Consider the following 13400-nt stretch of genomic DNA (forward strand, 5'->3'; position numbering starts at 1 on the left):
CAAGAACAATCTAAAGTAACAATATTGGTGTATAGCCTTTTTAGGAATAAGCTGATGTGTACCTTTGTAGGCTGATAACGATATGATAGCAATAAAAAGAAACCTTTGGTTATTTCTTATTCCCCTTTTCTTTGCCTGTAAACAGAAGGGAAAAGAAATTCCTGTGGCGGATTTCTTTAAATCACAAGACAAATCGGGCTTTGGGCTTTCTCCCGACGGTAAAAGTCTGTCTTATTTTAAGCTGGAAGACAACAAGCAAAATATAATTATTGAAGATATAGCCAGCGGGGAAACCAGGCAGATCACCAACCTGACAGACAAAAACGTAAATTATTACACCTGGGTAAGTAACAATGATCTGGTTTATTATAAAAAAGACGATTCAGGGCGGCAGATCGATGTATTTATCGTTGATAAAGAAGGCCGCAATGAACGTCAGCTGAATGACAATGAGCGCAGTAAAATGAAAGTGCTCAAAGATCAGTTGATTGACGACAAGTATTTGTTGGTTTCTTCCAACAAAAGAGATTCTACAGTGTTCGATGTTTACCGTTTAAATGTGCGGAACGGGGAAATGGAAATGGCCGTTAAAAATCCCGGAAACATCACCAACTGGTACACAGATCCAAAAGCCAAACTGAGACTGGCGACTTCCAGTGATGGTGTTAATGAAACCCTGTTGTACCGGGAAAATGAGAGCCAGGAATTTAAGCCGGTGATCACCAATAACTTTAAAACAACGTTGATTCCGGTTGCTTTTTCGGAAAGCAAACCCAATAGTATTTACGCCATATCCAATGTCAACAGAGACAAAAATGCTCTTGTAGAACTGGATTGTAAAACAGGAAAAGAAAATAAAGTGCTGTTTAGCAATGATACACTCAACGTGGTAGAAGCCCAGTACTCGGCCAATAAAAAAAGAATGGCCTATGTGGTTTGCGAAACCTGGAAGAGAGAAAAGTTCTACCTGGATGACACTGTAAAACAGTTTTATCAGAAACTGGATCAGCTGTTGCCAAAAACAGAGTCTTATATTGTTGGTCAGGATAAACCGGAAGACCTATTTGTGATTCGAACCTATACAGACCGGAATCCAGGTTCTTATTATTTATATTTTGCCAATAATGGCAAATTAAGAAAGCTGAGCGATGTGAATCCTTCTATCTGTATAGAAGAAATGAACGAGATGAAGCCCATTTCTTACCGGTCGAGAGACGGGGTTATGATCAATGGTTATCTGACCTTGCCCGGAGATAAAGCCGCAAAAGACCTCCCTTTGATTGTACTGCCGCATAATGGCATTGGACCGGATACCCGGGACAGCTGGGGTTATAATGCCGAAGTTCAGTTTTTAGCCAGCAGAGGATATGCTGTTTTTCAGTCGAATTACAGAGGCTCTGCAGGCTATGGTAAAGAATTCAGAGCGGCAGGGTTTAAGCAGTGGGGCTTAAAGATCAAGGAAGATATAGAAGACGGTGTAAAATGGCTGGTAAAAGAAAAGATCGTTAATCCAAAAAAGATAGGCATTTACGGCAGTGGTTTTGGCGGATATATTGCTTTGAACAGTCTGTACTCCAGCCCGCATATGTATACCTGTGGTGCGTCCAATTCAGGCATTATTAATTTGTTTGGCTATTTGAAATCCATTCCACCTTTCTACAAAGCAAGGCTTCAGATGATCTATGATGTGATTGGCAATCCGGTAACCGATGTAGACTATCTGCGCCAGGCTTCGCCGGTTTTTCATGCAGATAAAATTAAGGTGCCTGTGTTTATTGCGCAAAGCCTTAAAGACAAACGGATCAATTCGGGAGAAGTGATGCAATTTGCAAAAGAGCTGAAAAAGAGAAATGTAAATGTAACGTACTTCGAAAAGCCGAATGGGGATTTTCAGCAAAATACGGGAGCAGACCGGCAAAAATATTATACAGCTCTGGAAAAGTTTTTAGAAGTAAATTTGAAAAGAAAGTAAGACAAGAGGAATGACCTCAGACAAGAAAAGCGGCTACCGTAAAAATTTCTTATTGATCGTTACCTTTATCATTTTGATTTCGGTCCTGTTCGTGCTGTCCCTGTTTCTGGCCTATAATTTCAGTAAAAAGTTTATCGAAAATGAATTTGTTTCTGAAAAGGTAAAGGTACTGGAAGAAAGTATTAAACCTTATAATGATTTCTTCCAGAACAAACTTCCGGAAGTCTCTTACTATAACGGTTATCTGGACTCGGCCACCACCTCTAAATTTGTGGATACCTTGTTACTGGAATATCCTTTTGTTTCCAAGGTGATCTTTTATGATGCGGAAATTGCGAATCATCCGGTAAAGGACGGGCTCAATACCGGGCATTTTTCTTTTGGTCCTAAGTACATTTACCAATTTGGAAGCCTGATCCCTCAGGATTCTGTTAAATTGTTCTCAAGAGATCATCCTCATACTTTTAGAAGAGGAGATGATTTCAATGCACTTGGGATTAAAGTGATCTCCTATATAGAGAATTTAGATACGGCCAGGGTACCCACGCAGGATGAACTCTTTAGCAATTTCAGCATTGTACGCTCCAATAAGATCACTTATATGAATTTCCCCCGGCCGGAAGATTTGAAAGTCTATAAACAGATGCTCCGGAAGAAACTGGATCCTGCGCCGGTATACCAGCAGGACATGCTGTCTTTTTACCTTGATCCTTATAAGATCAGGATTATTAACTCCAGACCGAAGCTCTATCAGAATGTCCGGATTGAACCACTTACCTACGATCCGCTGGAAACCTCTTCTGACTTTCTGGATACAGAGATTACCCTGCCCGGCCCCTTTTCTGATTTCAAATTGTATTTCAGTTCGGCTAAATCTTTTGTAGACCGGGAGATCCTCAGTTATTTCCTGCCTATTGCTTTTATTATCCTGGTTTTTTACGGTATTCTGGTTCTGGTGGCTTTTCTGATCTACAGGAACCTGAATGTTAACCACCGGATGTTTAAACTGCAATATGATTTTGTGAACAACCTGACACACGAATTCAAAACACCTGTAAGCGTAATAAAGATTGCGGGAAACAACATTAAGAGTGCTGCTTCGTTAACAGATAGGGAACTGAAAATGTATGGAAGGATCCTGGATGAAGAAGCCGATAAGCTGAACGGATTGATGAACAAGCTGCTGGCCTTTACTCAGATTGAAAATAAGGCCATTCAACTGAACCAGGAAAAGGTAAACATGAAGGATTTTATAGAAAGTACCATAGAGTCCCATCAGTTGAAACACCCGGACTTTGAATTTACTTTTGAAGTTTCTGGTTTTACCAGTTTTACAACAGATCCGGTTTTGCTGGGCAGTTTGTTTGATAACCTGGCAGAGAATGCCTATAAATATTCTCCTCCGGACCGAAAAAAATTGCATATTACTGCAAGACTGATCAAGAACCGGGTGGTTTTCCGGTTTGCAGACCATGGAATAGGTATTCCCGCCGCTCAGATCGGGGATATTTTTAAGAAGTTCTACAGGATACAGAACCAGTATAACCAAAATGGAAGCGTAGGGCTTGGCTTGGCTTTCTGTAAGGAACTTGTTAACTTTATGAAAGGGGAGATCAGTGTGAGGAGTAAGGTCAACAAAGGAACAGAGTTTAAAATTGTATTACCATTTAATGATTAAAATACATGTCTAAAGGAATTAAAATACTAATAGTAGAGGATGATGAGAATTTAAGGTTCTTAGTTGTACACCGTTTAAAATCTGAAGGATATGAAGTTCTTGAGGTTGGCGATGGTGAGACTGCAGAAAAAATGATCCTGTCAGAAAAACCTGATATCGTATTGCTGGACTGGATGTTGCCAGGTAAACAAGGCGCAGAGGTTTGTGAAGAAGTGAGAAAACAGGGCTTTGATAACCTGATCATCATGATGACTGCAAAGGCCCAGGATGTAGATAAAATAGATGCCTATAATTTTGGTGCATCAGATTATGTAACCAAGCCTTTTAATATGGATGTACTGGTGGCCATGCTGGACAGTAAAGTGAAATTCCTGCTCAATAATGACCGGTCTGAAATTCATCGCTTTGGCGACATGGAGCATCATCCAAATATCCATACTTTGTACCGTCAGGGACGTAAAATTGAGCTGACCATTCTGGAGAACAGGATATTACTTTATTTCTTGCGTAATCCAAATAAGGTGATCAACCGCGATGAGCTGATGCTGGTGGTGTGGGGTTATAACTCTGACGTGAATACCCGTACCCTGGACATGCATATTGTAAGGTTACGTAAGAAAATAGAAATTAACCCGGATAACCCGCAACTGTTGATTACAGTCCGTGGTGTAGGATATCGTTTTAATGCGGGTTAGTTAAGCCCGCTTTAATTCAAATATGGTGATCTCCGGTAAGATGCCAACCCTGCCGGGGTATCCCAGAAAGCCATAGCCTACATTGACATACAATTGCTGGTTCTTTTCCTGGTAAAGCCCGGCCCACTCTTTATATATATATTGGATAGGGCTCCATTGAAATTCTTTTGTTCTTACACCAAATTGCATACCATGGGTATGTCCGCTGAACATCGCGTCAATTTGAGGGTATTTTTCGAGTACTTCCGCACGCCAGTGTGAGGGATCATGGGAAAGTAACAATTTAACAGGCAGGTCATCTGTATCTTTAACGGCCAGATCCATGCGGCCGTATTTAGGAAAGCGCCCCATACCCCAGTTTTCAATTCCTAAAATTCCGATTTCTTCTCCGTCAACTTTCAGTCTCCTATGTTCGTTCATCAATAAATCCCAGCCCATCACTTTATGGGTTTCAATTACATCTTTAAGGTTTTTTGCTTTTGCCGCAGAAGGACCGCGGCCAAAATGATAATCGCCATAATCATGGTTTCCCAGGGAAGAATATACACCTAATGGTGCATGAACCTTGCTGAAAATATCCTGATAATCGCGCATTTCAGTGGCCATGTCGTTCACCAGATCGCCGGTAAAAAAAATGAAATCAGGCTTTTCGCCCAACAGCATCTCCACGCCGCCTTTTACGGCTTTGTGATTGTAAAAGCTGCCGGAATGGATATCCGAGATTTGCCCCATTTTAATGCCATCAAAGGCCTTGGGCAAATTGGGCAATACGAGTTTTACTCTTTTTACCTTATAGTCATAGGCACCAGAAACAATGCCCCAGCTTAAAGAGGTCAAAGGAACTGCTGCTACAACCAAGCCCGCTTTTACCAAAAAGGAAGAACGACTGATGGGTTCACCCACCGCGGGAGCAGCTGCAGGTATCTGCTCTTTTGGCTTTTTGAACTTTCGGATCAGCAGGACGACCAGTCTGCGCAAATCATCAACCACCAGAAAAGGGATCAATACGATTTTGCAGGCAATAGTCAGAAAATAAGCCACCAGGATAATTGCCCGGATGGAAAGGAACAGATTCATGAAAATACCGCAGAAAACCCCGAGGGTTAGCAAAAGGGTATACGACCACCAGATTAAGGCAAACCTGGTCCGGGTTGCCGGTTTCCATTTTTTGAATACAGAAAGGATGGCTTTGTAGCAATAATAGTCCAGTGCCAGCATCAGCACGGTAATCAGTAGCAATGAAGGTAAACGTCCCATAATTATCTGAAGTCTATATCGTCATCATCAAGATCTCCGCTGAATAAACTGTCAAACATATCGGAAAAGCCAAATCCTCCTTCCAGATAATTTTTATTCAGTTGAGAATATTCCGCCAGGCCATGAAGTACAAATTCCATTAACAAGAGGGCTTGGTTTGCACTAAGTTTGGGATGAAACTGCTTCACCAGGTCGTTCAGGCCATTTACTTTCATCAACTCCTTCTTGTACTGTGCATCGCTCAGGGCGTCGGAGATGTCTAGGGTATTGCCCTCAGTGAACCACTCCGTGATGGGTTCGTACACATTTGCTTTTTTACTCTTTTTGGCTTTTTCGGGATCAGGAAAGTAACGGGAAAATAAAGTCTTGATGGATTTACCGATCAGGATATTGGCCACCTTAGCTGGTCCCTCCAGTTCTCCTTCATAGACCAGTTCGATCTTTCCGGTTACCGCCGGGATAATACCCGTAAGGTCTGAAAGTCTGACAAAGGTCTTTTTTTCTCCGTTAATCAGCATTCTCCGCTCCGCTGTACTGATCAGATTTTCATAAGCAGAAATGGTCAAACGGGCAGATACTCCCGATTTTTGATCAATAAATTCACTTTTACGTGCCTCAAATGCCACTTGTTCTACCAGGTCTTTTACCAGTCCGTCCGCTTCAATCAGTTTGCGCTGTTCTTCTGTGAGTTTAGCTTCCTGGAAAGTGATCTTCCTGGAGATGCCAATACTCTTAGGATAATGGGTCAGGATCTGACTTTCTATCCGGTCTTTTAAAGGTGTAACAATAGAGCCCCTGTTGGTGTAATCTTCAGGATTGGCGGTAAAAACAAATTGTACGTCCAGAGGTAGTCTCAGTTTGAAACCCCGGATCTGGATGTCCTTTTCCTGGAGCATATTGAACAGGGCCACCTGGATTCTCGCCTGTAGGTCTGGGAGTTCATTGATGACAAAGATGCTGCGGTGCGCCCTTGGTATCAGTCCAAAATGGATCACACGCTCGTCATTATAGGTCAGTTTCATTGTAGCAGCTTTAATTGGATCCACATCCCCAACCAGATCGGCTACGGTTACGTCAGGGGTTGCCAGTTTTTCAGTATAGCGTTCTGAACGGTGTTGCCAGCTGATGGGCGTATTGTCGCCATGAATGGAAATTTCATGTTTTGCATACCAGGAAATCGGGTTCAGCGGATCATCAAAAATTTCACTTCCACTTACATAGGGAATGTATTCATCCAGCAGGTTAACCATTAAACGGGCAATCCGTGTTTTTGCCTGCCCGCGAAGACCGAGCAATAAAATATTATGACGGGATAAGATAGCGGTTTGAAGTTCCGGGATAACTGTTTCATCATAGCCCAGTATGCCCTCAAATCCAGCATCTTTTTTCTGCAGTTGTTCAATCAGGTTTTTTCTTAATTCGTCCTTAACAGGTAAGGAAATATATTTGGAGGCTTTCAGGTCTCCAAGTGTTTTTATTTGCTTATAGTCCATATATGTCTAAGTTCTTAACGAACTGTTTTTCTTCTGTTTTTAATGTAATCTTCAAATATATATTCCCCAAGGCCATTCAGAGAGCTGTAAAAAGCTCTTCCTCCATTTATTTGGGTAAATTCTCTCACAAATTGTTGTAAATAAGGGTCTTGTGCAATCATAAATGTGGTAATAGGAATTTTTAACCTCTTGCACTGAGCGGCCATATTTAGTGTTTTTCCAATTACTTTTCGGTCCAGCCCCATACTGTTCTTATAATAACGTCCGTTCTCTTTCAAACAGGTGGGCTTGCCATCGGTGATCATGAAGATCTGTTTGTTGTGCGTTTTTCTTCTTCGAAGAAGATCCGCGGCAAGTTCCAGGCCGGCAAATGTATTGGTGTGATAGGGGCCAACCTGTAAATAAGGGAGGTCTTTTACGGTGATCGGCCAGGCATCGTTGCCAAATACCACAATGTCTAAAGTATCCTTTGGGTACCTGGTTTTGATGAGCTCGGCGAGTGCCATGGCTACTTTTTTTGCCGGCGTGATGCGGTCTTCTCCATATAGGATCATGGAATGGGAGATGTCGATCATCAGTACCGTAGAAGTTAAAGTCTTGTAGTCCTTTTCTTCCACCTCAAGATCCCTTTCTGTAAGGGTGAAATTGCTGATGCCATGATTGATCTGTGCGTTCTGGATGGAAGTGGTCATGTCAATCTGATCCAGGCTATCGCCAAATGCAAATTCCCTGCGGTCTGCATTTTTTTCCTCTCCTATACCTGATATATTGCTGTTGTGGTTTCCCTTTCCTGCTTTTTTTAATTTTCCAAAGATTTCCTCCAAGGCAGATTTACGAATGGTTTGTTCCGTCTTGGCGGTGATCTTGGTTTCGCCGTTTTCTTCATTGATGTATCCTTTTTGTTTCAGGTCTTCAATGAAGTCGCCCATGGCATAGTCATTATTAGTGAATTTGTACTGCTTATCCAGTTCATTCATCCACGACAAAGCCTCACCGGCATCACCAGCAGTATAATTGAGCAATTGAGTAAATAGTTTCAGTAATTCCTCGAAACCACCTTTAGGTAAGTCATCGGGTATAAAGTTCGAAAATTGGTAACCCCTCATATCTTCTTATTAACGAATTACCGAAGATAAAAGTTTGAAACTGAACTATTTTAAGGTATTTGTCATTTTTAGGAGCGGAACAATCCGGAAGTGGCTTCGTTATAGTCTGGATTTGCCCCGGTTTGTGAAGCTACATAGGCACCAACCCTGCAGGCTCTGTCCAGAATGGTTTCTACAGGATAGCCTTGGAGCATACTACTTACATAGGTGGCCAGAAAAGCATCGCCTGCGCCAACCGTATCTGCAACTTGTACCGGGTAGCCCTTATGTCTGTAGAGTTTGCCTTCCTGCCAAACTATAGCTCCTTTATCGCCCAGTGTTACACAGATGGTGCTGATATTGAAGATGCGGGAGAGTTGTTTACAGAGTTGTTCCTGGTCTGTACTTTGAAACTGCAGTTCCTTTTTCAGATAGTCCAGTTCATCTTCGTTTATTTTGAGAAGATCGGCGGCCTGTAGTAAATGTTTTAAGGTTTCTATCTGAAAATGCGGCGGCCGCAGATTAATGTCCATCACATTGAACTTGCCGTGTTGCAACAGCTGATAGATCACCGAACGGCTCTTCTCGTGGCGGCAGGTCAGGCTGCAGTAAACAAAAGCATCGGCTTGCTTAACGCTTTCTATGTTTTCTTCTGATAAAGCAATATCGTCCCAGGCAACAGGTTCAACAATGGTATAGGTGGCTTGTTGCTGTGCATCAAGGCTCACCTGGACGGTACTTGTTGGAAGTACCGGGTGTGTTTGAATAAGCGATACCGGGTGATGGTGGTCTTCCAGGAAGCGGATCAGTTCCTTTCCGTTTTCATCATTTCCCACCGCACTGATAAATGCCGCATCTATTCCCTGCTTATGAAGGTTCAGGGATACGTTCATGGAAGAGCCGCCAGCTTTCTTCTGCTCTTTGAACACATCCCATAAAATTTCGCCTATAGAAGTAACCCGGTGTTTCAATTTAATTTATTTTGGCTGATGGTTTTTAAGTGCTCTTTCTGCTCTTTTAACGGCAAGTCTTTCGCGATAGTGTGCGTAAGGGGCTTTAAAGGCCATTTTTAATACGCTGTCCAGTCCACCTTTGATGGCCAGGTTGAATACACTTTGCACTTTCCGGCTTAGAGATGCATCCCAGGCCCGCAGGCTTAAAGAGAAGGAACCATCCAGGTATTTCATCCAGTGCCACATACCGGTAGGCATAAATAGAGTATCACCGTGTTCCAGAAATACTTCGTAACCTTCTACACCTTTAAGTGCCGGGAATTTTTCAAAATCAGGGTTGGCTACGTCATAATCTTCCAGTGCATAAGTGGCATTTGGAATACAGTACAGTCTTTCTTTCCATTTATTGTCGAAAAGAATGATGTGTTTCCTTCCACCAAAATGGGTATGGAAAAGGTGAGGCAAATCAATATCGTAATGCAGGAAGGTTACCGAGTTGGATCCGCCGAAAAACATAGCTGGCATACTTTCTATGAAACCACCCATCAGGTCTTTGGGGATCACGATATCGTCTACCAGACCCGGCACATGTTTAAACAGATTGAAGAAGAAGATTCGTAATTCTGTTGGTTGTGATTTAATGAGGTCCAGGTAGTCTCCAAACTTCATATTGGCCACAGAGGCATTGATCGGTTTGGACGGATCTGCTTTGGAATTGTCCATGAGGCTTACGTTCACATCTCCGGCAATTTGCTTTAGGTAGTCGGTAGTCCACTTTTCCCTTGCCGGCCAGTTTTTAGTTAAACCTTTAATGATCAGTGGACGCCTGGCATCCAGGTAATTCTTTTTAAAATCTTCCGGACTGATGCTTTCAACTGTATCTACCGGCTTTAAAATAAAGCTCATATGATTAAGAAAATAACTTGTGCAAGGGCAAATGTCTAAATTAAATCTTAATAATAATGAATTTTATTTGGGAAGCTTGTTAGAAATTCAATATGCTCTTCGGAGACTTACGCTTCTGCGCGTCGCTGCGCGCCTGCTCCGAAGCTGAGGTCTCCTCCTGAGCAATATTGAATTTTTCGAAGTGTTTATGTTTTTATTTGTTCTCAAGAGCTCGCGAGCTCGGTTTCCTGGGTGCTTAGGGGTTGGGGAGTCCGGCCGGGTGATTAGGGGTTTATGGCTGGATTATTCTGGATAGTGATTGGCCAGGGCTCTATTGGCTCTTTTTACGGCCAGTTCTTCTTTCCAGGTCATGTATTTCTCCCTGAAGTTGCCTTTCATGAAATTGTCAAATTTGCGTTGAAGGGTAAGGTTGTACAAGCTTTTTGCCTTTACACCCCAGGATTTATCCCAGGCCCTTAAACTGATGGCGAAGGATCCGTCAAGATACTTCATCCAGTGCCAGTAACCGGTTGGCATGAAAAGGGTATCTCCGTGCTCCAAAAAAGCTTCGATCCCTTTTACCCCCTTCAGACCGGGAAATTTCTCGAAGTCTGGCTTTTCGACGTCATAATCTTCCAGGGCATAAGTAGCGAAGGGGATTTGGTAGAGGCGTTCTTTCCATTTGTTTTCGAAAAGGATAACGTGTTTTCTTCCGTTAAAATGGGTGTGGAAGATGTGCGCCAGGTCTATATCATAGTGCAGGAAGGTTACTGAGCCCTTTCCGCCAAAGAACATATTTGGGTAACTGTCCAGGAAACCACCCATCAGATTTTTAGGGGCAATATAGTCATCCAGTAATTTAGGGGCATGTTTAATGGGGTCAAAAAGAAAAATTCTAAGGTCTGTTGGAGTTTCTTTGATCAGGTCTATATAGTCGCCAAATTTCATTTCGGCTGCGGAGGCATTGATGGGTTTGGAGGGGTCGGCTTTGGAGCTGTCATACAGAGGGACAGTCTGGTCGCCAACTACTGATTTCATGTAATCCAGCGTCCATTTTTGATGCGCTGGCCAGTCTTTAGACATGTTTTTGATCACCAGTGGCTTTCTGGTGTTTAAGTAGTTCTTTTCAAAATCTTCTTTAGAAATATGATCTACTGTATCGATTGGTGAAAGATCAAACTGCATGTTAATATAATGTTAAGAGACACAAAATTAGAAAAGTCAATTTTTTACCTGAACAGGATTGAAAAACTGATCGTATACTGATACAAACAAAAAGCGGTTTAGCTGGTGTTCATTGGATACAGGTTATGGGCAAGTGGATGTCAAATGCATACAAAAGTCATACCTCGTTCGCAAAATGGGGTATGTTTTGCGAACGAGGTATGACTATGCTATGAACAAGGTATGTATCTGGTCTGTGCCAGGGAGTTTTTTGCAGTTCTTAAGTGACTTTTGCCTTACGAAGATATTTTGAAAAACGGAGGGGGAATAGTCTTTTAAACAAGACACCCTTTACTTCCTTGCCGCCAATATAGACCTCTTCTTTTTTTTCATTGAAGGCTTTGACCATCTCTTTTGCACATTGTTCTGCAGGCATTCCGTGTTCCTGCGCATCGTCCATTGTACCCTGTGGTTGTCCGTTGGCCGTTAAGGCATTGATGCTCACCTTTGTTTTAATGAAGCCGGGGCAGGCAATCGTGATAAAGATGTTTTTTGTATCGAGTTCTGCTCTTAGAGAATCGAAATAGCCATGAAGGGCATGTTTGGAGGCGGCGTAAGCAGAGCGTAATGGCGTTCCGAATTTACCAACGAGACTACTGATGCATACGATATGCCCTCCACCTTGCTCGATCATAGAGGGCAAAATGGCTTTGCTCAGTGCTACTGTTCCCCAAAAATTAACTTTCATCAATTTTTCTTCTGTTTCCAGGGACGTTTCCATGGCAAGGCTACGCTGACTAATACCTCCGCTGTTGATCAGCAAGTCAATTTTTCCGAAAATCCGGAGTGCTTCTGTGGCTTTAACATCCAAAGAAGCTGTGTTCTCCAGATCCAGGGAAAGGACGTGGATGTTGATGTGGTTCTTGCAGTTGCTTTTTACTCTGAACAACTCGTCGCGGTTGCGCGAAGAAATGATGAGCTTAGCACCCGCCTTATGGTATTCATAGACCAGAGCTTCTCCGATTCCTGAAGAAGCGCCAGTGATCCAAACAACTTTATTTTTCATGTTCGTCTAATAAAAATAATTCTGATGCAATATGGTCTGCAAATAATTTCCCTTCTGGTGTGAGCAGAATTTTCTGCTCTTGTTGCGTGATCCAGTTCCGTTCCAGAAAGGGTTTGGCGTTGTATACCGTTTCTTCGTAAAAAGTTTTGCCATAACTGGCCTTTATTTTTTCCAGATCTACGCCCCACATGGTACGAAGAGCGGTCATGATATACTCATTTAAACGGTCCAGCTGGGTCAGCTCTTCTACAGTTTCGGCAAGCTGGCCTTTATTTAATTGCTCCAGGTATTTGGGATTGTTGGCCATGTTCAAATAACGATTGGTCCCATCAAAGCCATGTGCAGAAGGTCCAATGCCTAGATAAGGAACTCCTCTCCAATAATTGGTATTGTGTACTGCGTATTTTCCCGGCAGGCTATAATTGGAGATTTCATAATGCTCAAACCCGGCCAGGTCTAGTTTTTGGATCAGGGTTTGAAATTGTTCTGCACTTTGGTCGTCATTTATAGGGACCTGCCTGCCTTTTCTGATGTTAGAGGCGAGAACGGTTTTAGGTTCTACAGTTAAAGAATAAGCAGAAATATGTGGGGTTTGCAGTTCGATGGCCTTACGGATGTTATGCTCCCATTTCAGATCTGTGAGAATCGGGTAGCCATAAATCAAATCTATACTCAGGTTTTCGAATCCGGCATCCTGGCTTCGTTTAATAGAGGTTTCAGCCTCGGTTGCACTGTGTGCCCGGTTCATCCACAAAAGATCTTCGTCAAAGAAGGACTGGGTGCCAATACTGAAACGGTTGACGGGTAGCTGCCTCAGTTCGCTGATCTTTTTTGCAGTGAGGTCGTCCGGATTGGTTTCTATGGTGATTTCTGCATCTGAAGCGATGGAATAATGCTGGGTAAGGGTGTGGAATATCCTGGCCAGATAAGGTGTATCCAGTACCGAAGGTGTACCCCCGCCAAAATAAATACTACCTATCTGTTCTGTGATACGTCCCTTTTTTAAAATCAGCTCCTTGCAAATGGCATCAGTCATCTCTTCCACATATTTTAAAGAGGTAGAGAAATGAAAATCGCAATAAGTACATGCCTTTTTACAAAATGGAATGTGAATATAGATGCCCGCCATTCTGCAAAGATAGATATCCGTAT

The 13400-nt window shown here is 42.6% G+C and carries 11 protein-coding genes; 3 read left to right on the forward strand and 8 right to left on the reverse strand.

Annotation, left to right across the window (positions count from 1 at the left end; genetic code table 11):
- Window positions 1-82: 82 nt before the first annotated feature.
- The 3 genes from R2S08_RS13805 to R2S08_RS13815 are packed head-to-tail and all read left to right on the forward strand — an operon-like array spanning window position 83 to window position 4345.
- The gene (locus R2S08_RS13805) at window positions 83-1972 is read left to right on the forward strand and encodes a S9 family peptidase (protein ID WP_316835738.1); all 1890 of its coding nucleotides are present in this window, start codon (window positions 83-85) and stop codon (window positions 1970-1972) included.
- A gap of 10 nt (window positions 1973-1982) precedes the next feature.
- The gene (locus R2S08_RS13810; protein ID WP_133783453.1) at window positions 1983-3650 is read left to right on the forward strand and encodes a sensor histidine kinase; all 1668 of its coding nucleotides are present in this window, start codon (window positions 1983-1985) and stop codon (window positions 3648-3650) included.
- Between the two features lie 5 nt (window positions 3651-3655).
- A complete protein-coding gene (locus R2S08_RS13815) occupies window positions 3656-4345 on the forward strand; it encodes a response regulator transcription factor (RefSeq protein WP_133783452.1) in 690 nt (229 codons plus the stop codon).
- Here the strand turns inward: R2S08_RS13815 and R2S08_RS13820 are convergent, their stop codons facing one another.
- From R2S08_RS13820 to hemW, 8 genes are all read right to left on the reverse strand, one after another.
- Window positions 4346-5602 (reverse strand): metallophosphoesterase, encoded by a 1257-nt coding sequence (locus R2S08_RS13820; protein WP_316835739.1) that lies wholly within the window; start codon window positions 5600-5602, stop codon window positions 4346-4348. It abuts the gene before it with no gap.
- A gap of 2 nt (window positions 5603-5604) precedes the next feature.
- The gene (locus R2S08_RS13825) at window positions 5605-7095 is read right to left on the reverse strand and encodes a sigma 54-interacting transcriptional regulator (protein WP_316835740.1); all 1491 of its coding nucleotides are present in this window, start codon (window positions 7093-7095) and stop codon (window positions 5605-5607) included.
- A gap of 14 nt (window positions 7096-7109) precedes the next feature.
- Complete coding sequence (locus tag R2S08_RS13830) at window positions 7110-8201, reverse strand: vWA domain-containing protein (protein WP_316835741.1); 1092 nt, start codon at window positions 8199-8201, stop codon at window positions 7110-7112.
- A 68-nt stretch (window positions 8202-8269) separates the two neighbouring features.
- Window positions 8270-9151: a carbohydrate kinase gene (locus R2S08_RS13835; RefSeq protein WP_316835742.1), complete on the reverse strand. Its 882-nt coding sequence runs from the start codon at window positions 9149-9151 to the stop codon at window positions 8270-8272.
- Window positions 9152-9157: 6 nt separating this feature from the next.
- Window positions 9158-10039: a cupin-like domain-containing protein gene (locus tag R2S08_RS13840; protein ID WP_199079691.1), complete on the reverse strand. Its 882-nt coding sequence runs from the start codon at window positions 10037-10039 to the stop codon at window positions 9158-9160.
- Between the two features lie 282 nt (window positions 10040-10321).
- The gene (locus R2S08_RS13845) at window positions 10322-11203 is read right to left on the reverse strand and encodes a cupin-like domain-containing protein (protein WP_316835743.1); all 882 of its coding nucleotides are present in this window, start codon (window positions 11201-11203) and stop codon (window positions 10322-10324) included.
- 259 nt (window positions 11204-11462) lie between these two features.
- Window positions 11463-12248: an SDR family oxidoreductase gene (locus R2S08_RS13850; RefSeq protein WP_316835744.1), complete on the reverse strand. Its 786-nt coding sequence runs from the start codon at window positions 12246-12248 to the stop codon at window positions 11463-11465.
- The gene (gene hemW, locus R2S08_RS13855) at window positions 12238-13377 is read right to left on the reverse strand and encodes a radical SAM family heme chaperone HemW (RefSeq protein ID WP_316835745.1); all 1140 of its coding nucleotides are present in this window, start codon (window positions 13375-13377) and stop codon (window positions 12238-12240) included. The genes R2S08_RS13850 and hemW overlap by 11 nt, the downstream gene beginning before the upstream one ends.
- Window positions 13378-13400: the final 23 nt, after the last annotated feature.

Origin of the sequence: Pedobacter nutrimenti (genome assembly GCF_032678445.1) — a bacterium.
In the GTDB taxonomy this organism is placed as follows: domain Bacteria; phylum Bacteroidota; class Bacteroidia; order Sphingobacteriales; family Sphingobacteriaceae; genus Pedobacter; species Pedobacter nutrimenti_A.

Coding starts and splice junctions, on each gene's coding strand:
- R2S08_RS13805 (WP_316835738.1), top strand. CDS start 83: ATGATAGCAATAAAAAGAAACCTTTGGTTATTTCTTATTCCCCTTTTC.
- hemW (WP_316835745.1), bottom strand. CDS start 13,377: ATGGCGGGCATCTATATTCACATTCCATTTTGTAAAAAGGCATGTACT.
- R2S08_RS13830 (WP_316835741.1), bottom strand. CDS start 8,201: ATGAGGGGTTACCAATTTTCGAACTTTATACCCGATGACTTACCTAAA.
- R2S08_RS13815 (WP_133783452.1), top strand. CDS start 3,656: ATGTCTAAAGGAATTAAAATACTAATAGTAGAGGATGATGAGAATTTA.
- R2S08_RS13850 (WP_316835744.1), bottom strand. CDS start 12,248: ATGAAAAATAAAGTTGTTTGGATCACTGGCGCTTCTTCAGGAATCGGA.
- R2S08_RS13845 (WP_316835743.1), bottom strand. CDS start 11,203: ATGCAGTTTGATCTTTCACCAATCGATACAGTAGATCATATTTCTAAA.
- R2S08_RS13825 (WP_316835740.1), bottom strand. CDS start 7,095: ATGGACTATAAGCAAATAAAAACACTTGGAGACCTGAAAGCCTCCAAA.
- R2S08_RS13840 (WP_199079691.1), bottom strand. CDS start 10,039: ATGAGCTTTATTTTAAAGCCGGTAGATACAGTTGAAAGCATCAGTCCG.
- R2S08_RS13820 (WP_316835739.1), bottom strand. CDS start 5,602: ATGGGACGTTTACCTTCATTGCTACTGATTACCGTGCTGATGCTGGCA.
- R2S08_RS13810 (WP_133783453.1), top strand. CDS start 1,983: ATGACCTCAGACAAGAAAAGCGGCTACCGTAAAAATTTCTTATTGATC.